The organism is Desulfonauticus submarinus (assembly GCF_900104045.1).
Classification (GTDB): domain Bacteria; phylum Desulfobacterota; class Desulfovibrionia; order Desulfovibrionales; family Desulfonatronovibrionaceae; genus Desulfonauticus; species Desulfonauticus submarinus.
This window is the reverse complement of the sequence record NZ_FNIN01000002.1, coordinates 338,446-359,477: the sequence shown is the minus strand read 5'-3', so window position 1 is coordinate 359,477 and position 21,032 is coordinate 338,446. Positions and strand designations below refer to the sequence as shown.

At 34.9% G+C, this 21,032-nt stretch carries 18 protein-coding genes; 13 read left to right on the top strand and 5 right to left on the bottom strand.

Annotated features, from left to right (window positions below; translation table 11 throughout):
* The coding region (locus BLP60_RS04265; RefSeq protein ID WP_092063920.1) for an AAA family ATPase at window positions 1-229 on the bottom strand (229 nt) is incomplete at its 3' end.
* 328 nt (window positions 230-557) lie between these two features.
* On the opposite strand from BLP60_RS04265, the gene BLP60_RS04260 reads away from it, so the two are divergent.
* The 13 genes from BLP60_RS04260 to metG all read left to right on the top strand — a co-directional run bounded on the left by BLP60_RS04260 (window position 558) and on the right by metG (window position 15,524).
* Window positions 558-1,613 carry an ABC transporter permease gene (locus BLP60_RS04260; RefSeq protein WP_092063916.1) on the top strand — a complete coding sequence of 352 codons (1,056 nt, stop codon included), beginning with the start codon at window positions 558-560 and terminating at the stop codon, window positions 1,611-1,613.
* A 4-nt stretch (window positions 1,614-1,617) separates the two neighbouring features.
* Entirely contained in the window at window positions 1,618-2,541 is a 924-nt protein-coding gene (locus tag BLP60_RS04255) for an ABC transporter permease (RefSeq protein WP_092063913.1), read from the top strand.
* A gap of 13 nt (window positions 2,542-2,554) precedes the next feature.
* Window positions 2,555-3,034, top strand: a complete 480-nt coding sequence (gene gpt / locus BLP60_RS04250; protein WP_434963930.1) for a xanthine phosphoribosyltransferase — start codon at window positions 2,555-2,557, stop codon at window positions 3,032-3,034.
* Between the two features lie 17 nt (window positions 3,035-3,051).
* A complete protein-coding gene (locus BLP60_RS04245; RefSeq protein ID WP_092063906.1) occupies window positions 3,052-4,551 on the top strand; it encodes an ABC transporter ATP-binding protein in 1,500 nt (499 codons plus the stop codon).
* Between the two features lie 20 nt (window positions 4,552-4,571).
* Complete coding sequence (locus BLP60_RS04240) at window positions 4,572-5,201, top strand: class I SAM-dependent methyltransferase (protein ID WP_092063903.1); 630 nt, start codon at window positions 4,572-4,574, stop codon at window positions 5,199-5,201.
* Between the two features lie 94 nt (window positions 5,202-5,295).
* A complete protein-coding gene (gene nikR / locus BLP60_RS04235; protein ID WP_092063901.1) occupies window positions 5,296-5,715 on the top strand; it encodes a nickel-responsive transcriptional regulator NikR in 420 nt (139 codons plus the stop codon).
* Window positions 5,715-6,518, top strand: a complete 804-nt coding sequence (gene folE2, locus BLP60_RS04230) for a GTP cyclohydrolase FolE2 (RefSeq protein WP_092063898.1) — start codon at window positions 5,715-5,717, stop codon at window positions 6,516-6,518. Before nikR ends, folE2 begins: the two co-directional genes overlap by 1 nt.
* Before the next feature lie 75 nt (window positions 6,519-6,593).
* Window positions 6,594-7,643, top strand: a complete 1,050-nt coding sequence (gene recA / locus BLP60_RS04225; RefSeq protein ID WP_092063896.1) for a recombinase RecA — start codon at window positions 6,594-6,596, stop codon at window positions 7,641-7,643.
* A 59-nt stretch (window positions 7,644-7,702) separates the two neighbouring features.
* A complete protein-coding gene (alaS, locus tag BLP60_RS04220) occupies window positions 7,703-10,345 on the top strand; it encodes an alanine--tRNA ligase (RefSeq protein ID WP_092063893.1) in 2,643 nt (880 codons plus the stop codon).
* Between the two features lie 57 nt (window positions 10,346-10,402).
* On the top strand, window positions 10,403-11,248 hold the full coding sequence (locus tag BLP60_RS04215) for a sulfide/dihydroorotate dehydrogenase-like FAD/NAD-binding protein (protein ID WP_092063890.1): 846 nt from the start codon (window positions 10,403-10,405) through the stop codon (window positions 11,246-11,248).
* Window positions 11,249-11,270: 22 nt separating this feature from the next.
* A complete protein-coding gene (gltA, locus tag BLP60_RS04210) occupies window positions 11,271-12,656 on the top strand; it encodes an NADPH-dependent glutamate synthase (protein ID WP_434963929.1) in 1,386 nt (461 codons plus the stop codon).
* A gap of 59 nt (window positions 12,657-12,715) precedes the next feature.
* The gene (locus tag BLP60_RS04205; RefSeq protein ID WP_092063884.1) at window positions 12,716-13,615 is read left to right on the top strand and encodes a PSP1 domain-containing protein; all 900 of its coding nucleotides are present in this window, start codon (window positions 12,716-12,718) and stop codon (window positions 13,613-13,615) included.
* Window position 13,616: 1 nt separating this feature from the next.
* Window positions 13,617-15,524: a methionine--tRNA ligase gene (gene metG, locus BLP60_RS04200; RefSeq protein WP_092063882.1), complete on the top strand. Its 1,908-nt coding sequence runs from the start codon at window positions 13,617-13,619 to the stop codon at window positions 15,522-15,524.
* Window positions 15,525-15,543: 19 nt separating this feature from the next.
* Here the strand turns inward: metG and cobT are convergent, their stop codons facing one another.
* The 4 genes from cobT to BLP60_RS04180 form a co-directional block, all read right to left on the bottom strand.
* On the bottom strand, window positions 15,544-16,608 hold the full coding sequence (gene cobT / locus BLP60_RS04195; RefSeq protein WP_234970948.1) for a nicotinate-nucleotide--dimethylbenzimidazole phosphoribosyltransferase: 1,065 nt from the start codon (window positions 16,606-16,608) through the stop codon (window positions 15,544-15,546).
* Window positions 16,609-16,955: 347 nt separating this feature from the next.
* Window positions 16,956-18,779 carry a UbiD family decarboxylase gene (locus BLP60_RS04190; protein ID WP_092063875.1) on the bottom strand — a complete coding sequence of 608 codons (1,824 nt, stop codon included), beginning with the start codon at window positions 18,777-18,779 and terminating at the stop codon, window positions 16,956-16,958.
* A 15-nt stretch (window positions 18,780-18,794) separates the two neighbouring features.
* Window positions 18,795-20,174 carry an MATE family efflux transporter gene (locus tag BLP60_RS04185; protein WP_092063872.1) on the bottom strand — a complete coding sequence of 460 codons (1,380 nt, stop codon included), beginning with the start codon at window positions 20,172-20,174 and terminating at the stop codon, window positions 18,795-18,797.
* Complete coding sequence (locus BLP60_RS04180; protein WP_092063870.1) at window positions 20,164-20,931, bottom strand: rhomboid family intramembrane serine protease; 768 nt, start codon at window positions 20,929-20,931, stop codon at window positions 20,164-20,166. The genes BLP60_RS04185 and BLP60_RS04180 overlap by 11 nt, the downstream gene beginning before the upstream one ends.
* Window positions 20,932-21,032: the final 101 nt, after the last annotated feature.

Below are 21,032 nucleotides of genomic sequence, written 5' to 3'. Positions count from 1 at the left end.
TTTCTATTTTTAAACCCTTAAATAAATCCCTAGCATTTTCATTTTTATCAAAGAAATATCTTAGCATGGAAAGGTTTAAGGTTTTTCCAAATCTTCTTGGTCTAGGGATAAGAATAACATTGTTATTTTCTCTAATAATTTCTGAGATAAATTCAGTTTTATCTATAAAATAACAATTATTTTGGCGTAAATTTTTGAAATCGCTTTCACCAATGGGAAGTTTTTGCATGGTTTTGTCCTTTGGTATTGATTCTAGGTAAAAGTTAGGTGTTTATTTAGTAAAGGTCAATATCTTGTTAGAAATAGTTTTATTAAGAATTTTTAGTTGACGAGGTGTTTTTTACTATAGAACAATTTAATCCCATTCTTCATACATAATAAATAGTTTTCAGTTTCCCCTTTAAAAGGGGGAACTTTGTTTTTGAGATGGGAACAGTTTAATCCATGATTACCCGTAGTTTTCCTTAAGAAAAGAGTTGCCTAGCTTTTAATTTGAGGCTAAATAACATCTTCTTTAACAGCATAACAACAAAACAGATAAACTTATTAAAAAAGATATGCCGAAAATACGCATTGTTAAAAAAGAAAAAGGTGCTAGCCCCTTATTTAAGCTGTTTATTGTTTTAAGTTCATTTTTGCTAGCAGTTTTACTTGGGGCTTGTTTGTTGAAGTTGCAAAATAAAGAGCCTTGGCACGGGATAGTTTTATTTTTCCAAGGTGGGTTTGGATCTAAATTTGCTTTGGAAGATATGATTATTAAAGCCATTCCTATTTATTTTTGTTCTCTTGGTGTTGCTTTAGCCTTTAAGCTTAGAATTTGGAATATAGGTGCTGAAGGACAGTATGCTCTCGGTGCTATTGGGGCTAGTCTGGTAGCCCTTTCAGGGTTGTCTTTGGGAAAAGCAATGCTTGTGAGCATGGGGTTAGTTGCAGGTTTTTTTGGGGGGCTGTTTGCTCTTTTGGCAGGTTATTTAAAGGTAAAATATGAAGCCAATGAAATTATTATTACTTTGATGTTAAATTATATAGGAATTTATTTTTTAGAATACTTAGTGTATGGTCCATTGAAAGATCCTATTAGTTTTGGTTTTCCAATGTCTCCTATTTTCCCAGATAATGCAATTTTAGGTACAATAGGTGATACTAGAATTAATACAGGTCTTGTTTTGGCAATATTTATTGGCATTTTGTTTTTTATTTTTTTAAAATATACTAAAATAGGTTATGAGTTAAAAATTTGTGGAGAGAGTTCTAAGAGTGCAATTTATGCTTATATCAAATATAATAATCTTATTTTATTAAGCATGTTTTTAAGTGGTTTTTTAGCTGGGATTGCTGGCTTTGTGGAAGTATCTGCAAATTTAAATCGACTTCAGCCGAGTGTTATTCTTGGTTACGGATATACTGCAATTATTGTTGCTTGGCTTGCAGAATTATCCCCTTTTTATATAGGTGTCTTTTCTTTACTTTTGGCAGGATTTAGGGTTGGAGTGGAGAATTTACAACTAGAAATGCAAGTACCTGCATCTTTTTCTCATGTTCTGCAGGGTCTTTTATTGTTGATAATATTAATAATGTCTTTTTTTAAAGAATATAAATTGATAAGGCAATGAGGAAATGGTTGATTTAGAAATCATATCTTCTTTGTTTTCTGCTACTATTCAAGCTGGGACGCCAATCTTATTTGCTACCCTAGGAGAAATACTTACTGAGAAAGGCGGTATTCTAAATTTAGGAGTGGAAGGCATGATGGCTCTAGGTGCTTTTTTTGCCTTTTATTTCACTCTTATAACAGGAAATCCGTATTTAGGTCTGTTGGCTGGTGGGATAGGTGCGGCTTTGCTTGGAATAATACATGGTATTATTTGTATTATTTTTAGGGGGAATCAAGTTGTATCTGGGCTTGCCATAACTATTTTTGGATTGGGCTTGGCAAATTTTTTAGGGACTCCTTTTGTAGGGATTCAAACGCATGGATTTACGGCATTAGAGGTAACTTTTTTAAAAGATATTCCTTTTTTAGGGGAAGTTCTTTTTGATCATGACTTTTTAGTTTATTTGTCTCTTAGTTTAGCTCCTCTTTTGTTTTTTTTGTTTAATTATACGAGATTTGGTCTTAGGCTTACTGCTGTAGGAGAAAATCCTTATGCAGCTAAGGCAAGTGGTATTAATGTCTTTTTTTATCAATGGATAGGATTGATAGGAGGAGCTTTTTTAGTAGGATTAGGTGGAGCTTATTTGTCTTTGGCCTATACTCATGTGTGGACTAATGGGCTTACAGCTGGACGAGGTTGGATTGCTGTTGCGTTGGTTATTTTTGCTTTTTGGCGTCCTTTTAGAGCTATTTGGGGAGCTTATTTGTTTGGGGGGGTGATGGCTTTACAGTTAAGGATTCAGGCAATGGGGACAAATATTCCCTCTTCTTTGTTGTTGATGTGTCCTTATATTTTAACAATAGGGGTATTGTTGTTTGCTTGTATTAAGAAGAAAGGATTTAATGGACCTGCTCATTTAGGATTGAATATAGAGCCTAAGGATTAGTTAAGGAGATATTTTGATGAATACTTCTCGTTATAAAAAAACATATCCTATTTCTTGGGAGCAACTTCATAGAGATTCTAAGGCCTTGGCGTGGCGTCTTTTAGAATTAGGCCCTTTTGAACGTATTGTGGCAATTACGAGAGGCGGTCTTGTGCCTGCTGCGATTGTAGCAAGAGAGTTAGAGATACGTTTAGTAGATACAGTGTGTGTGGCGAGCTATGATTGGCAGGCTCAAGGAGAAAGCGTGGTTCTAAAAAGAGTAAATGGCAAAGGAGATGGTTGGTTAATTATTGATGATCTAGTAGATACAGGTAAAACAGCAGAATTGGTAAGAAATATGTTACCCAAGGCTCATTTTGCCACTGTATATGCTAAGCCAGCAGGACGTCCTATAGTTGATACGTTTATTACAGAAGTTAGTCAGGATACGTGGATACTTTTCCCTTGGGATTCAGAACATCAGTTTGTGCAACCTATTGTTCATCAGCGTTAGAAGCATAATTTTAGCTTATGAATGGTTCTTACAAGAAGCCTTTAGTTAGGCTTAAAAATATTTGTAAACGATTTGGGACGATTGAGGCCAATTCTAATATTTATTTAGATATTTATCCTGGCCAAATTTTAGCTTTGTTGGGTGAAAATGGGGCAGGTAAAAGTACCCTCATGTCAATTTTAGCAGGTAAAATTTTACCTACTTCTGGAACAATAGAAATAAAAGGTAAGCCTGTTGTTTTAGATTCAGAAAAAAAAGCCATAGAACATAAAATTGGCATGGTTTATCAACATTTTACTCTAGTAGAAGAAATGAAGGTATGGGAAAACATTGCCTTGGGAAAAGAGCCTGGTTTTTGGCTAAATAAAAAAAGAATTCTACAAGAGATAAAACAATTAGCTAAACAATATGGTTTAGAAGTTGATTTAGAGGAAAAGGTTTTTAACCTTTCTATGGGTGAAAAACAGCGAGTAGAGATTTTAAAGCTTTTAGCTCAGGATAGTAAGGTTTTGATTTTAGATGAACCTACATCTGTTTTAACGCCTACCGAGACAGAAAAATTGTTTGCTGGCTTAAAAAACATGGCTAAAAAAGGCACTGCAATTGTATTTATTAGCCATAAATTAGAAGAAGTTTTAGCCATTTCAGATGAAATAGCTATTTTAAGAAAAGGTAAAATAGTTGCCAAAACAAAAACCAATGAAGTTGCTTCGCCAAAAGAATTGGCTTTTAAAATGGTTGGAAAAGAGATTTTATTAAATGTTCCGAGAGAAGCTATTGAGCCAAAGGAAACTGTTCTAGAAGTCCAGGACTTACAAGCGAGAAAAGTAAAAAAAGTATCTTTTTCTCTGAGAAGAGGAGAGATTTTAGCCTTAGTAGGTGTAGCTGGCAATGGTCAGCAAGAATTGGTAGAGATTATAGCCGGCTTAAACTTTCATTATAGGGGCAAAGTAACCATTCTTGGTAGACCTGCGTCTGAGTTTTTTAAGCAATATCGTTGGACAAACTCGTTGGCTTATGTGCCAGAAAATCGTTTAGGAATGGCTACGTGTCCTAACTTAAACCTTACGGAGAATTTTTTGCTTACCACAAGAAATGGATTTCAAAGAGGTTTTTTCCTGCGCCAAAAAGAGGCAGAAAAAGTTTTGTGGACTAAGATTGAAGAATTTAAAATAAAAACACCTTCAACTAAGGTACAGGCAAAACATTTAAGTGGTGGGAATTTGCAAAAGTTGGTATTGGCGCGGGAATTTTATCGAAGACCTAAACTGATTATAGCAGAGCAACCTACTCAGGGATTAGATATTGGCGCTACAAATGAGGTTTTTTCTCTCCTCACAAAGGCTAAAGCCCACGCAGGTATTTTGTTGGTAAGTGGAGACCTTAATGAAGCTCTAACATTGGCTGATAGGGTTGCAGTAATTTTTCGAGGCAAAATAGTAGCAGACTTTTCTGTGCATGACAAAGAGCAAGTGAAACAAATAGGTTTTTATATGGCAGGTGGGATAAAAGAGTAAGAAAAATTGTTTATTACGCTATGACAAAAATTTTAAATATAGACATTAATTTTTGTAAATGGACTTTTTTTAGACCTACAGACTTGGAGTCGTACTGGAATAGAATAGGGGAAGATGAAGTAGATAATATACCTTATTGGCTAGAAATTTGGCCTGCTGCTAAATTGCTTGCTGAGTTGGTGGATAACAATAAAGAGCGTTTTAAAAATAAGTTAGGTTTGGAAGTAGGCTGTGGACTGGGATTAGTAAGTATGGTAGCTGCTAAAATAGGTAGTAAAATGGTTAGTTTTGACTGTGAATATGAAGCCCTTTATTTTGCGAAGATGAGTCAAAAATATAATCAAGTAAGAAATTTATTATTTTTAACAATGGATTGGCTTCAACCTAGTTTAAAAGCAAATAGTGTGGATTTTATTTTGGCGAGCGATGTTTTGTATGAGAAATGTTTTTTTGAACCAATAAACTCTCTATTTTCTCAAATATTAAAACCAGGCGGTTTTATTTGGCTTAGTAATCCAAGAAGAGATGTTTCTTTAGAAAGTATACCTTTTTTAGAAACTAAGGGGTGGAAAGTCCAAAAAATAGCTAGTCAGAAGATAAGTTTGCAGGACCAAGATCCTATAGTAGAAGTTTGGCAGTTGGAGCAGTAAGCTTTTAAAGTTTGTTTTATGATAGTAGAATAAAAGGGGAATTGTTAGCAGGAAATATTAATGCTAACCAAAAACCTTGTAAAAGGAGGCGAAAGTGGGAAAAACTATTCGTTTTGGCGTTTCTTTAGATTCAGATTTGCTAAAAAAATTTGATAAACTTTGTGAGGAAAAAAGTTATCAAACCAGATCAGAGGCAATAAGAGACCTTATTCGTAATGCTTTAGTGCAAAAAGAATGGGAAGACCCAGATAAAGAAATAGTGGGTATCCTAAGTATGGTTTATGATCATCATCAAAGTGATTTATCTCAAAAACTCACAGAGATTCAACACGATGCCTTAGATGTCATTATTACTTCCCTTCATATTCATTTAGATCATCATAATTGTTTGGAAGTGCTAATTTTGCGAGGCACTGGATATAAAATAAAAGAGACAGCTGAAAAACTTATCTCTACCAAGGGAGTTAAGCATGGTCATTTATCAATGACTACCACAGGAGAAGAGATTTTATAATGTCTAAAGGCCTTGAGGATATTCAAAATACACCTGCAGACGTTCCTTTGGATATTAATCGGGTAGGGATAAAATCGCTTAAGCTGCCTTTAGAAATTTTAGATAAACAAAAAGGGCTTCAACATACAGTTGCAGAGGTTGATTTAAGTGTGGACCTGCCAAAAGAGTTTAAAGGTACTCATATGAGCAGGTTTTTAGAGGCACTAGCCTCTTGGGAAAAGAAGTTAAGTTATGAGAGCTTAAAAAAACTTTTATTGGATTTACAGCATAAATTACACGCTAAACAAGCTCATGTGAGCTTTGTTTTCCCTTATTTTTTAGAGCAAAAATCTCCTGCTAGTGGGCAAGTATTTGAAATGGATTTTTTGGCTAAAGTAGAAGGGAACATGAAAGGGAAAGAACTATCTTTTGTTTTAAAAGTAGCTGTTCCTGTGATGACAGTATGTCCATGCTCTCTTGCAATTAGTGACAAAGGAGCCCATAGCCAACGCACTTTTGTTTCTATTACTGCGCAAATAAAAAAATTTCTTTGGCTAGAAGATTTAATAGAGATTGCTTTAAAATCTGGTTCTTCTCCTGTATATCCTCTTTTAAAACGAGAAGATGAAAAAAAAGTTACAGAAAATGCGTTTTCCAATCCTACATTTGTAGAGGATGTTGTAAGAAATGTTGCAAGAGAACTAAATGATCTTGATAATATTTTATGGTATAAAGTCGAAGTTGAAAGCTATGAATCTATTCATAACCATAGTGCATACGCTATTATAGAAAGTTTTGACGCTACTAAATTGAATAAAAGTTAAAAGATAATATAAAAAAATTATATATGGTCATTAGAAATGATGGCATTTTAGATTAACATAAAAGGAGATTTAGAGATGGCAAAAAAGAATACCTTAAGTCCTGAACAAGCCAAAAAAGAAGCTTTAGAAACAGCTCTAACTACAATAGAAAGAAAATTTGGCCAAGGTGCAGTTATGCGCCTTTCTGATCATGCTCATTTAAAAGTGCCTACCATTCCTACAGGCTCAATTGGGTTGGATTTAGCCTTAGGAGTAGGTGGAATTCCTAGGGGCAGAGTAACAGAAATTTATGGCCCAGAATCTTCTGGTAAAACAACTTTAGCTCTTCATGTGATAGCAGAGGCTCAAAAACAAGGTGGAGTAGCAGCATTTATTGATGCAGAACATGCTTTGGATGTGGAATATGCCAAAAAATTAGGAGTAAAAACTGAGGAGCTTTTAATTTCTCAACCTGATTATGGTGAACAGGCTTTGGAAATTGCAGATTTATTGGTGCGTTCTGGTGGAGTAGATGTAGTAGTGGTGGATTCAGTAGCTGCTCTTATACCTCAGGCAGAACTGGAAGGGAATATGGGAGAGACTCAGGTGGGCAGCCAGGCACGCCTTATGTCTCATGCTATGCGTAAATTAACAGGAACAATTCATAAATCTAGAACAGCGATTATTTTTATCAATCAAATAAGAATGAAGATTGGGATGATGGGGTATGGAAGTCCTGAAACTACTACTGGTGGAAATGCTTTGAAATTTTATTCTTCTATTCGCATGGATATTAGAAAAATTCAGACTTTAAAAGATAAAGATGAGATTTATGGGAATAGAGTAAGAGTAAAAGTAGTGAAAAATAAGGTGGCGCCACCTTTTAAAGAAGCAGAATTTGATATTTTGTACGGCAGAGGAATTTCTAGAGAGGGTGAATTGATTGATTTAGGAGTAAAGCTGGGAGTGGTGGATAAAAGTGGAGCTTGGTATGCATTTGGAGATGAGAGGTTAGGTCAAGGTAAGGAGAATGTGCGTTCGTTGCTTTTAGAGAATAAAGATCTAGCTTTGGCTATTGAAAACGAGGTGCTGAAAAAATTAGGATTTTCCGTGGAAGAACCAGATTTAGAGGAGAATAAAGAGTAGCATCTTTTATATCTGAAAAAAATATTTAGAGAAAGGAAAAGTTATATATAGGAGTAGATATGTTGAAGTCTAAGGAGATAAGGAGAAAATTTTTAGAGTTTTTTGCTAAAAATGGTCATACTATTGTGCCTAGTTCCTCTCTTATTCCCAAAGATGATCCAACCTTATTATTTACTAATGCAGGTATGGTACAGTTTAAAAAGGTTTTTTTAGGCCAGGAAAAGCGAGAATACGTTAGAGCAACTACTGCCCAGAAGTGTCTTAGAGTTGGTGGAAAACATAATGATTTGGAAAATGTAGGAAGAACTGCAAGACATCATACATTTTTTGAGATGTTGGGCAATTTTTCTTTTGGAGATTATTTTAAAAAAGATGCCATTAAGTTTGCATGGGAGTTTTTAACTAAAGAGCTTGGATTAGACCCTTTAAAGCTTTATATTACTGTGTATAAAGATGATGAAGAAGCTATTTCTCTTTGGCAGCAAGTCGCAGGGGTACCAAAGGAAAGAATTTTTCGTTTAGGAGAAAAGGATAATTTTTGGTCAATGGGAGATACTGGTCCATGTGGTCCATGCTCTGAAATTTTATATGATCAAGGAGAGAATTTAGCCTGTGGGCCTAATTGTGGAATAGGTAAATGTGATTGCGACCGTTATTTGGAGATATGGAATTTAGTATTTATGCAATATAATAGAGATGAGGAAGGCAATTTAAATCCTCTTCCTCGGCCAAGTATAGATACTGGAATGGGTTTGGAGCGGATTAGTGCAGTTTGTCAAGGAGTGTATTCTAATTTTGATTCAGATTTATTTACAGGGATTATAGATGCTCTTTGCCACAAGGCTAGAGTAGAATATAAAGCAGATCCAGAAATAGACACAGCTCTTAGAGTAATTGCCGACCATTTGAGGGCTATGGCCTTTATGATTGCAGATGGGATTTTGCCTTCTAATGAAGGTAGGGGATATGTTTTAAGAAGATTGATTCGTAGGGCTTTTCGTTTTGGTAGAGTATTAGGGTTTTATGAGCCATTTTTAAATGAATTTTTAACGGTTGTAGTACATGAGATGGGAGAAGCTTACCCAGAGTTAAAAGAAAGTGAATCCTTTGCCTCAGAGGTTATTTTAAAAGAAGAGGAACGCTTTGCTAAGACTTTGGATAAGGGCCTTAAGATATTAGAAGAAGCCCTTTTGTCATTAGAAAAGAGTGGGCAAAAGATGATAGGCGGAGAGGTTGTTTTTAGATTGTATGATACATATGGTTTTCCTATAGATATTGTAAACGATATTGCAGAGAAAAGGGGATTTAAGGTTGATGAAAAAGGTTTTAAACAGTTTATGGAAGAACAAAAACAAAGGGCAAAGGCTGCTTGGAAAGGAAGCGGAGAAAAAGATATAGCCACTCAGTTTAGGACCTTGCTTGGTAAAGATTTTAAAGTTGAATTTAAAGGATATGATACCTTAAAGTCTCAAGGTAAAATACTCTGTTTGCTAAATGAAAGAGGGAAAGAAGTAAAAGAGTTGTCTACAGGAGAAAAGGGATTTTTGCTTAGCGATAAGACTCCTTTTTATGGTGAAAGTGGAGGACAGGTAGGAGATACAGGGATTATTAAGGGAGAAAATGCATTAGTCTCTGTTTTAACTACTTTAAAACCTGTAAAGGATTTGATTGTTCATCAAGTAGAGGTTGTAAAAGGAGCAGTTCAGCAGGGTGAACAAATTAGTTTAGAAGTTCAAGAAGGAGTCAGGATTGCCACTGCTCGTAATCATACTGCTACCCATCTTTTACATGCGGCTCTTAGAAGAGTATTAGGAGATCATGTAAAACAAGCAGGTTCATTAGTAGAACCTACAAGATTGCGCTTTGATTTTACTCATATAAAAGCATTAACTCCAGATGAACTTAAACAAGTAGAAGAAGAAGTAAATAAAGTTATTTTAACTGGTTTAAATGTTCAGACTGATATTATGGAATATGAACAAGCTGTAAAAATGGGTGCTATGGCCTTGTTTGGGGAAAAATATGATCAAAAAGTTAGAGTGGTAAAGATAGGAGATTTTTCTATAGAGCTTTGTGGAGGAACCCATCTTAACAATACCTCTCAAATAGGATTGTTTTTGATTGTAAATGAAGAGGCTGTAGCTGCAGGAGTTAGAAGAATTGAAGCTCTTACTGGCACTTATGCCTATAAGCATGTAGTCTCTTTAAAAGAGATACTTTTATCTGCACAAGAGGAATTAGAAGTTAATTTTAGACAAATTCCAGAGAAAATAAAGAGTTTAATAAAAGAGTATAAAACTCTATTAAAAGAAAATAAAAGATTAGAACAAAAATTTGCTTCTGATCAAGGTAAAAATCTTCTTAGTAAAAAAGAAACCTTGTCTGGCATAGATGTTCTAGCTGTTAAGGTGGAAATTGAAGATGTAGGGGCATTACGAAAACTTATGGATGATTTGCGTTCTAAAATGAGTTCTGGTATTATTCTGTTAGCTGCGGCTAAACAAGGAAAAGCGAATTTACTTTTGTCTGTATCAAAAGATTTGCATTCTAAGTTCACTGCACCCCAATTAATAAAACAAGTTGCCAAAGAAGTTGGCGGAGGCGGGGGCGGAAGACCAGATTTAGCTCAAGCAGGTGGTCCCTTAGGAGATAAATTAGACAAGGCAATTTTAAAATTAAAAGAAATAATTAAAAATATTTAAATGGCAAGGTTATGCTCCTAAAAAAGAGACGGTTTTAGTTAAAGAGAGGATTTAGAAATGGGTTTTAAGATAGTAAAAAAAAGAGAGCTTATTCCAAATAGAGTAAGTGAGCTTACCATTTATGCACCAGATATTGCTTCAAAGGCACGTCCTGGTAATTTTGTAATTTTGCGTATTTTCCCTAAAGGGGAGAGAATCCCTTTAACCATTGCAGATAAATCTCCAGCAGAAGGGACTATTACAATAGTTTATTTAGTAGTTGGTAAAACTACTGCCCATTTAGAGACTTTTCAAGTTGGAGATGAAATTTTAGATGTGTGTGGTCCTTTGGGAAAACCGACTAGGATAGAAAAAAAAGGTGAAGTGGTGTGTGTGGGAGGCGGAACAGGGATTGCTGCTATGCACCACATAGCCAAAGGCCATGCACAAGTTGGAAATAAAGTTATTTCTGTTATAGGTGCGAGGAGTAAAGACCTTTTATTGTTTGAAGAGGAACTTTCTAAATTTAGTCATAAGGTTTTGGTGGCTACAGATGATGGTTCTAAAGGGAAAAAAGGGTTAGTTACTCAAGTTTTGGAAGACTATTTAAAGTCTCATGAAGTAAAAGAAGTTGTTGCAGTAGGACCTGTTCCTATGATGAAGGCTGTATCTGAACTGACTAAAAAATACTCTGTTCCTACTACAGTTAGTTTAAATTCTATTATGGTCGATGGGATTGGCATGTGTGGGGCATGTAGAGTGAGCGTAGGTGGAAGAATTAGGTTTGCATGTGTGGAGGGGCCAGAATTTGATGCCCATGAAGTGGATTTTGATGAGCTTATGTTAAGGCTTAGGTCTTATGTAAAACAAGAACAAATATCTTATAATCATTTTTGTGAGTGCCATGGAAAAGAAAAAAACTAAAAAAATAAAGTCAAGGGTTTCAATGCCAGAGCAAGACCCTGCTAAAAGGGTAAAAAATTTTAATGAAGTAGCTCTTGGGTATAGTTTAGAACAGGCAATAGAAGAGGCTAAAAGGTGTTTGCAATGTAAGAATCCTACGTGCCAGCAGGGTTGTCCTGTGGAGGTAGATTGCAAGCAATTTATTTACTTTGTAGCCAAGGGAGATATTGAGTCTGCTTATAAAACTATTCAAGAGACTAATAGCTTGCCCGCGGTATGTGGCAGGGTGTGTCCTCAAGAAAATCAATGTGAGGGACATTGTAAATTAAAACCTACAGGTCAACCTATTGCTATTGGCAGATTAGAGCGATTTGTGGCGGATTCTTATTATGCTAAACATCCTTGTGATGCTTTAAGTGGCACATCTAGTTGTCCTGTGATTGATTCTAATCTTAAAGTGGCGGCCATTGGTTCTGGACCAAGTAGTTTAACTTTTGCAGGTTATTTGGCGTCAAGAGGAATAAAAGTAACTATTTTTGAGGCATTGCACGAGCCTGGCGGAGTATTGACTTATGGAATACCAGAGTTTCGTTTGCCAAAGAAAATAGTTCATACAGAATTGGAGGCTTTAAAGGCTCAGGGAGTAGAGATTAAAACAAATTATGTTATTGGGGCAACGTTAGATATAAATGATCTTTTTGCCCAAGGATATAAGGCGATTTTTATTGGAGTTGGGGCAGGATTACCCAAGTTTTTAGGCTTGGAAGGAGAAAATCTTATAGGTGTTTATTCTGCTAATGAATATCTTACTAGAGTAAATTTAATGAGAGCATATAAGTTTCCTGAGTTTGATACACCTCTTCCAGAAGGTAATAATGTAGTAGTAATTGGAGGAGGCAATGTTGCTATGGATGCTGCTAGAACAGCGCTTAGACTGGGGGCTAAAAATGTCTATATTGTATATAGACGCACTCAAAAAGAAATGCCTGCTCGATTAGAAGAGCTGCATCATGCCTTGGAAGAAGGAGTTCAATTAAAAGTATTGTCTTCGCCTGTGGCCTTTAAGGGAGATGAGGATGGGCGCTTAAGCTCGTTGGTTATTCAGAAAATGAAATTAGGAGAGCCTGATGAGTCAGGCAGAAGACGTCCTATTCCTATAGACGGAGAAATAGAAGAAATAAAAACAGATTTAGCTATTATTGCTGTAGGAACCCGTTCTAATCCACTTTTATTGCAGGCCACACCTAATTTGAAGTTAAATAAATGGGGATATGTAGAAGTAAATCCTGAAACAGGAGAAACAAATATTCCGAATGTATTTGCAGGAGGAGATATTGTTACAGGTTCGGCTACAGTAGTGCTTGCTATGGGAGCGGGTAGAAAGGCTGCTAAAGAAGTTTACAAGAGATTAAAAGAAAATATCAAATAAAAAAGGGAGGACATAAAAGGTTGCTTGTTTAAAAGCTGGCCTTTTAAGAGGTGTGAGGTATGAAGAAGATCGTGGGGTTAAAGTTTAGAGAATATGGGCCAGTGTATTATTTTTATGAAGGTGATTTTGAAGTTAAACTAGGCGATAAAGTGATTGTAGCAACTCAAGAAGGCTTAGGTTTAGGAGAAGTTGTTATTTTAAGAGATAAACTGCCTCAAGACTTTTCAGAGGAAGAAGTAAAAACTATTTTAAGAGCTGCATCTACTGAAGACTTAGAACAAGAAGAAAAAAATAAAAATTTGGCCAAAGAGGCATATAAATTTTGTAAAGAGCGTATAGAAGCCAGAGAACTTCCTATGAAAATGGTGGATGTAGAGGTTTATTTTGATCGGTCAAAGATTATTTTTTATTTTACTGCTCCTACAAGAGTTGATTTTAGAGAATTAGTAAAAGACTTAGTTAAGGTTTACCGTACCCGTATTGAACTTAGACAAATAGGCGTACGTCATGAAACTCAGATGGTAGGGGGAATTGGTAATTGTGGGCAGATTTGCTGTTGTAGAAGATTTTTGCGTAAATTTGAGCCTGTAACCATTAAAATGGCCAAAGACCAGAATCTTTTTCTAAATCCTTCTAAAATTTCTGGAGTATGCGGAAGACTCCTTTGTTGCTTGTCTTTTGAAGAAGAGCATTATTTGGAATTTCAGAAAAGACTTCCTAAGATAGGAAAACGATATCAGACCAAGAAAGGATTACTTAGAGCAATTAGAGCCAATATTTTTAGACAAACTATTAGTGTATTAGATGAAGAAGGACAGGAACATGAAATGCCTTTAAGTGAGTGGGAAAGCATTTTAGAAGAGCAAATAATGGTAGATGAACAATCTCAAATTTTAGAAACTCAAAATGAGAATGAGATGCAAAATATTTTAGGCGAACAAACAGGAGAAGGGAGCTAAAATGAGTACCTTTTTTGTTAGTACACCAATTTATTATGTGAATGCAGAACCACATTTAGGTCATGCTTATACTACTATTGTTGCAGATGCTATTTCTAGATTTTATAAATTAAACGGTTATGAAACGTTTTTTTTAACTGGCACAGATGAGCATGGCGATAAAATTGTGCAAGCTGCAGAAAAACAAGGCAAATCTCCTCAAGAATATGTAGATAAAATAAGCTCAATTTTTAAGAACACCTGGCCAGGCCTTGAAATAGAGTATAATTACTTTATACGGACTACAAGTGAGAAGCATAAAAAAGTGGTTCAAGCATTTTTACAAAAAGTGTATGATAATGGAGATATTTATTTTGGAGAATATGGTGGATATTACTGTTTTGGGTGTGAACGATTTTATACAGAAAAAGAATTAACTGAAGATGGCCTTTGTCCTGACCACCTTACAAAACCTACCTTTTTACATGAAAAAAATTATTTTTTTAGAATGAGCAAATATTTGGAGCCATTGAAAGAATATATCCAAAAAAATCCTAATTTTATTTGGCCAGAAAGATATAAAAATGAGGTTTTAGGTCTTTTAAAAGAAGATTTGGGAGATTTATGTATATCTAGACCAAAATCAAGATTAACCTGGGGAATAGAATTACCTTTTGATAATAATTTTGTAACGTATGTTTGGTTCGATGCGCTTATTAATTATATTTCTGCTTTAGATTGGCCTGATGGAAAAAAGTTTCAAAAATTTTGGCCCAATAGTTATCATATTGTTGCAAAAGATATTTTAAAACCTCACGCTATTTTTTGGCCGACCATGCTTATGGCTGCAGGATTGCCTCTTTATAAAGGGCTTAGAGTCCATGGATATTGGACTGTAGATGAAACTAAGATGTCTAAAAGTTTAGGTAATGTGGTAAAGCCATTGGATTTGAAAGATAAATACGGGCTTGCTCCGTTTCGTTACTTTTTGCTTAGAGAAATGCAGTTTGGGTTAGATGCTAATTTTTCAGAACAGGCATTTGTAAACAGACTTAATTCTGATTTGGCCAATGATTTGGGGAATTTATTTAGTCGAGTTTTAACTATGACAAATAAATATTTTGAAGGAATTATCCCTGCTCCAGAAACGTTGAGTGAAAAAGAGATGGAAGTTCAAAATATTGGCCTTGAAAGTGTTGCTAATTTCCAGAATTTGTTTGCTAGGTTTTTGTTTGCCAAGGCGTTGGAAAGTTTGTGGGAATTTGTGCGCTATTTGAATAAATATATTGATGATACAACTCCTTGGGCTTTGGCTAAACAAGGCAAGACCAATAGACTCCAAACAGTTATTTATACTTTATTAGAGGGATTAAGGAAAATCGCCATTCACCTTTGGCCTGTAATGCCTTCGGTAAGCGAGAAAATGTTAAAACAACTAGGAGTGTCATTTTCTTTAACTGAGATAGAGTTGTTAAAAGAAAGCAAGGAATGGGGATTGTTGCAATCTGGCTTAAAAGTCGCCAAAAAATCTAATCTTTTCCCCAGACAAGAATTGAAGTTAAATAGCAATAAAGAACAAGAAGTTGGGGCTAAAAAAATAGAACAATTTATTTCTTTTGAAGATTTTAAAAAGTTGGATCTTAGAGTGGGTCGAGTTGTTGAGGCAAAGCGAATAGAAAAATCTGAAAAACTTTTAGAGGTAAGGGTTGATGTTGGTGAGGATAACCCACGGCAGATTATTGCAGGCATAGCAAAATATTTTCAGCCAGATGATTTAATAGATAAACAAGTAGTTATTGTTGCTAATTTAAAGCCTAGAAAAATATTTGGTAAAGTCTCAGAAGGTATGATCTTAGCTGTGAACGAAGAAGATAACATGGCTCTTTTGACCCCATCCACTCAAGTTAAGCCAGGGGCAAAAGTAAGTTAAATAAAGTTTTATTGTAATTTTATTTCCCAGAAGCAACTCCTGCTTGTTCAAATGTAGCCATGTTATTAAAAATATTGGCTGCAGCCTGAAGTAAAAATAAAGCAAGGGCTGCGCCTGTTCCCTCTCCAAGTCTCATATCTAGATGAAGAAGGGGAAATGCACCTACTTTTTCTAAAATTTGTTTATGCGCCTTTTCTGCAGAAAGGTGTGAAAAAAAAGCATAATCTTTAATTTTTGGTTCAAGTTTATATGCACAGACAAAGGCAGCAGTAGAGATGAATCCATCTATGACAATAGGCATTTTATAAAGAGCTGCTCCTAAAATTAGTCCTGTGAGGCAAGCTATTTCTAGTCCTCCCAAGGAAGATAAGATTTCTAATGGGTCTTGAGTTTTTATTGTTTTGGAATGTAAATTTAGGGCCTTTTTTATTATTTGAATTTTGTGTTGGATTGCCTGATTATCTAAACCAGCACCAGCGCCAGTGGTTTCTTCTGGAGAAAGATTTAAAAATGCACAATAAAGGGCAGTAGAGGATGTGGTATTTCCTATACCCATTTCTCCTGTGCCTAAAGATTTAATCCCCTGTTTTTGGGCATTAGATGCGAGTTCAATTCCAAGAAAAATGGCCTTTAGACATTCTTCTTTTCTCATAGCCTTTTCTATTGCGATATTTCCTGTTCCTGATCTAATTTTTTGTTGAATGAGGTTTTTGTGTTGGGGAAATGGTTCTCCCTTTACTCCTACATCTACTACTTTTAAATCTACTTGAGAAGTTTTACATAAAACATTTATAGCAGCTCCTTCATTTAAAAAATTTAAAACCATCTGCCTAGTAACTTCTTGAGGATAAGGGCTAACTCCTTCTTGCACTACTCCATGATCTCCTGCACAAGTATAAATTCTTGCAGGATAAGGCTCTACTTTGCCTTCTTGAATTGCAAATACCCTCGCAGCGATTTCTTCTAATTTGCCAAGGCTCCTAGGAGGTTTTGTAAGGTTATCTAAGTGTTCATAAGCTTTTTCTTTTAATGATAAATCAACAGGTTTTATGTTTTTAAGCAGGTTAAATAGTTTTTCTTCCACCATTACCTCCATATTTTAGTTTTATTAGATAAAATTTAACTTTCAGAGTTGCTCGAAAGCACATTTTTTTCTACTGCCCAAAGCTTTAGACACGTCTAAGGCTTTCTTTTAGACTGCTCATAAATGGTTTACCTGGATAATGTTATTTTTGTTTTTTAACATATTTTAGATGTCTTGCCAAAAATACATTGTATAAGTGCCGTATGTGCAGCTTTTTTTAAATTTTCGCTAAGACGTGTCATCCAAATCATTTGTAATGCTTATTAGAAAACCTGGTTTCTATTTAACGAAGTTAGAAAATTAAATTAAATAAAAATCTACATAAATTAAATAATGTTTTTAAATTTTTATTCAAAATATTTTCCTAATTTTTCTTTAAACATTATTTCTTTTATAGTGTTTATAGTTTCAGGATCTTCTTCTAGAGGGGGAGCATGGTAGCTTTTAAGTCTTGCATCAATTAAAATGGCTTTTTTAGCACCCCAATGTTTGCATTTATAATATTCATCTATGCCATAAATATCAGTAGCTGGATCTGATCTTGTAAAGGTTATCCAGAGAAAATTTTCCCAATTAGCCGCAGTAAATAAAGGGTCGTCTGTAATAACTAAAAGAGGAAACTTTTCTATTTTGGGAATGTTGTAGAGGATTTTTCCTAAAGTTACTAAAGTTTTATCTTGGGTATCTTTGGGTAAAGTGTGTTTTTGCCAACCTAAAATTCCTATGCCAGGAGCAAAAAACATTGGTTGAAAAATACCAGCAGGCCACTTAATTTCTAAGAAGTCTTGTTTAAGGCCAAGTTTTCTTTTTTTACTTCCACATGCAGCAGCAACTAGTTTAGACCCTTGATTTAAGCTAATACCAGTATAGTCTAAGGTGTCCATTGTGGTTCGGGTTATAAAATGCAAATCTCGTTTTAAATCGATTCGGCTAAGGAAATAGTCAAAGAATTGAGGTATGTTTTTTACATCAATGTTTTCTTCTCCTACAATAAGGAGATATTTGCTAAGAGCTGTTTGAGTTTGCCCAAGCAGGCTCATAGCCTGAGTTAGAATTTCCTGAGGAATTTTTTCTGCAGCAAAAGGCACATAACTTTCTCGTCCTACAGCTAAAAGTAAGGGATGCACTCCTGCAGCATCTACGGCATGGATTTGTTTTACCCCTGTAAATACTTGCGGAACTAGATCTTTAGTCAAGTCGTGGATGAATTCTCCAAAGATAGTATCTTCTTGTGGAGGTCTTCCCACAGTAGTAAATGGCCAGATAGCATTTTTTTTAGCATAAACACGAGTTATTTTTAGCACAGGAAAGTCATGTTTTAAACTATAATATCCTAAATGGTCTCCAAAAGGACCTTCTGGCTTGAGTCCATCTATATAACCACATAGACAGAAATCTGCTTCAGCACTTATGGGTAGATTTTCTTTTTGTTTTATCATTTTTATACGATGGCCAGCAAGGACCCCTGCAAACAAGAGTTCAGAGATGCCTTCTGGCAGAGGCATGATCGCGGCTAAGGTCATGGCAGGCGGTCCGCCAATAAAGATATTTACCCAAAGAGGTTCTCCTTTATCAAGCGCATTTTTATGATGAACTCCAATTCCTCTATGGATTTGATAATGAAGTCCTACTTCTTCATTTAAGATATAGTTGTTCCCTTTAAGTTGTACTCTATACATGCCTAGATTAGAATGAAAATAACCAGGTTTTAAGGGATTTTCAGTATATACTTGGGGTAAGGTGATATAAGGGCCACCATCTAGAGGCCAAGAAACTAAGGCTGGTAATTGGGATATTTTAATTTTTTGGGCTAAAATAGGTCCTGTTGAAACAGTTTTAGGAATGGTTGTAAGAAATATTTTTGGTAGTTTGCTAAGTTTTGTAGGGCTTTTTAAGACTTCAAAAGGTGAGAGTTTTAATTTAAAAAGAGTTTCTACGGTTTTTAGGGTTTTAGAAAAGATAAAGTTTAATCTTTGTCTAGTGCCAAAAAGGTTTCCTAACATAGGAAAGGGGGAGTTTTTTACTTTTTCAAATAAAATTGCAGGTCCTTTAGCTCGAAATATCCGTCTTTGGATGGCAGCTACTTGAAGATAAGGATCTACTTCTGTTTTTATCCTTACAAGGTCATTATTTTTCTCAAGCGCGTAAATGACTTGTTGTAAATTTTTCATACAACTATCCTTAATTTATAGTTCTTCTGTGCAAATTATTTTCTTTTTGCGTAAAGCAAATTTATCCCAATTTTTGAATTGATAGACATAAAAAGTCAATCCCGCTTGAATACCCATGGATAAAAACATAGCTAACCATACTCCTGTGGCGGTTTTAAAAATTATATGACCTAAAAAATACGCTAAAGGAATTCTTGTAAGCCAAGTGGAGATAAAAATAACAGTTAGTTGATAAAAGGTTGCTCCTGCTCCAGTAAGGGCTCCGCCTAAAACCATGGCAGGCACTAAAAAGATAATAGCAGACATATTAAATTTTAGATAATTCATTGCCTCTATAGCTACACTTGGATCTGGGGCTATAAAGTAAGTAATAGGTTTTAAAAAGAAAAATAAGATAAGAGTTAAAATAGAAACCAGTATAAAACCAAATCCAAGGACCTGATAGCCAACCCTTTTAGCTTTAATTATATCTCCAGCTCCTAAAAAATGTCCTACTAAAATAGAAGCAGTAAAGTTAAAAGCAAAAGCAGGTAAAAATAGAAAAGATTCAATTCTTATGCCCGCACTCATCCCAGCTAAAGCGACAACATTATTAAAGGGTAAGGCAGCTACAATAGCATACAAAGCTAGATAGGCAGAATGCCATACTATTTGCATCAGCCCTGCTGGCCAGGCAACTTTATATAGATAAAAGAATGCTTTTTTTATCCAGCGCCAAGGCGCAAAGCTTTCTCTAACCAGTAATTTTTGTTTCATTAGAATAACAAAATTAAATAAAAATCCTGTGAGAATAGAAGCAAAAGTACTCCAAGCAAGTCCTTTGTAACCTAAAGATGGCAATCCCCATAAACCTAGTCCAAGGCCAAAATCTCCTATAGTATTTACTAGGGTTACTAACATTGTGGCAAAAAGAGGGATAATGACTTTTTGTTGGGCCCTAAAAAAAGCATTGGTAATAAGTAATAGATAGTATGCTGGTATAATTAAAAGATAAACTTTTAATAGATAACGTCCAATAGGATATATTTTAGTTGGCAGATGGAGTAGAGTTAATAAGTTATCTAAAAAAATATTACCAAATACAACAATAATAACTCCTGCGATAATGCCTATTTGAAAACCTAGCCCAATAAATCTTTTAGCTCTTTTTTCTAAACCTGCTCCTAATGATTGACTTATAGCTGCTACAGAACCATTAGCCACAGCAGATGCAACTACAAGAAAAAAGAACATGGCTTGAGTAGTTAGTCCCATACAGGCCTGAACGTCTTTTCCTAACCTACCTGCAACTAAAACATCTACAAATCCAATACCAAAGTGAAAAACCATCATAAGCACTTGGGGCCAGCTAAGGCGCCAAATATGAAAAAAACTCATAAAATTTTTATTTTTCATTTGTAGTCCTTTTTTTATAATAGAAGCCTGTGCAAAATCCTAAGATAAGTCCCCAGAAATGGCTACCGACATCTGTATGTTTTCCTTGAGAAAAAATAGCTAAAAAACATAAAGCGAGCGCTATTTTTAGCCAAACACTTAAATTGGACTTAGTCGGAGTTAAGGTAAAAAACAAGCCAAGAGCAACAAAACTAGCGGTAGAAAACCCAAGACTTTTATGTGGTAGTCCTAAGAAAAGCAAATTTATCCCATTTGCTATGGTACCAAGTCCTAAAACCAATGTCCATGTAATTTTAAATCCTATTTGTTCGCAGACCTTTTGAATAAAATAGAAACTAAAGAAGATATTGCCTAATAAATGAGCTGGATCAGCATGAATAAATAGAGAAGTAAAAAGGCGAAAAAATTCTTTGTTTTTGATTTTTGAGGCATTTAATATCAGTTGATTTGTTAAATGAGGAAAGTATTGTTGAAGTACAAAAATAAGGCTTAGTAGAGCAAATATAATAGAATTTTGGATAAAATATGATGCATTATAATTTGATGTTAAATTAGAGTTGTTTGTTGAGATGGTTAAAAGCTCGTGTTCGTATTCAAGAATTTCTTTTAATGCAAATTTTGCTTTTGCTTTTTCCACCCAGATAATATTTTGTTCCCATTTCCAGTTTATTCCTAGGGCTTCTAGCACTAATATTTTATCAAAAGCGTGCTCAAAATTTGAGGAATGTATAAGAGGAACCCATTCTTGTCTATCCATGTTTGTTATAGATAGAACTTTGTTTTTGATAAGGCAAAATATTTTTTGTAGACTTGCTTAAAACTAAGACTTGCCTAAAAAAAACATTAGTTTTAAGTTAG

Excerpts from the sequence above, each read along its gene's own strand:
- folE2 (WP_092063898.1), top strand. The coding sequence starts at position 5,715 with ATGTCTAAAGGCCTTGAGGATATTCAAAATACACCTGCAGACGTTCCT.
- BLP60_RS04215 (WP_092063890.1), top strand. The coding sequence starts at position 10,403 with ATGGGTTTTAAGATAGTAAAAAAAAGAGAGCTTATTCCAAATAGAGTA.
- alaS (WP_092063893.1), top strand. The coding sequence starts at position 7,703 with ATGTTGAAGTCTAAGGAGATAAGGAGAAAATTTTTAGAGTTTTTTGCT.
- BLP60_RS04180 (WP_092063870.1), bottom strand. The coding sequence starts at position 20,931 with ATGGATAGACAAGAATGGGTTCCTCTTATACATTCCTCAAATTTTGAG.
- BLP60_RS04245 (WP_092063906.1), top strand. The coding sequence starts at position 3,052 with ATGAATGGTTCTTACAAGAAGCCTTTAGTTAGGCTTAAAAATATTTGT.
- BLP60_RS04190 (WP_092063875.1), bottom strand. The coding sequence starts at position 18,779 with ATGAAAAATTTACAACAAGTCATTTACGCGCTTGAGAAAAATAATGAC.
- BLP60_RS04260 (WP_092063916.1), top strand. The coding sequence starts at position 558 with ATGCCGAAAATACGCATTGTTAAAAAAGAAAAAGGTGCTAGCCCCTTA.
- BLP60_RS04205 (WP_092063884.1), top strand. The coding sequence starts at position 12,716 with ATGAAGAAGATCGTGGGGTTAAAGTTTAGAGAATATGGGCCAGTGTAT.
- gltA (WP_434963929.1), top strand. The coding sequence starts at position 11,271 with ATGCCAGAGCAAGACCCTGCTAAAAGGGTAAAAAATTTTAATGAAGTA.
- metG (WP_092063882.1), top strand. The coding sequence starts at position 13,617 with ATGAGTACCTTTTTTGTTAGTACACCAATTTATTATGTGAATGCAGAA.
- BLP60_RS04255 (WP_092063913.1), top strand. The coding sequence starts at position 1,618 with ATGGTTGATTTAGAAATCATATCTTCTTTGTTTTCTGCTACTATTCAA.
- BLP60_RS04185 (WP_092063872.1), bottom strand. The coding sequence starts at position 20,174 with ATGAAAAATAAAAATTTTATGAGTTTTTTTCATATTTGGCGCCTTAGC.
- recA (WP_092063896.1), top strand. The coding sequence starts at position 6,594 with ATGGCAAAAAAGAATACCTTAAGTCCTGAACAAGCCAAAAAAGAAGCT.
- BLP60_RS04240 (WP_092063903.1), top strand. The coding sequence starts at position 4,572 with ATGACAAAAATTTTAAATATAGACATTAATTTTTGTAAATGGACTTTT.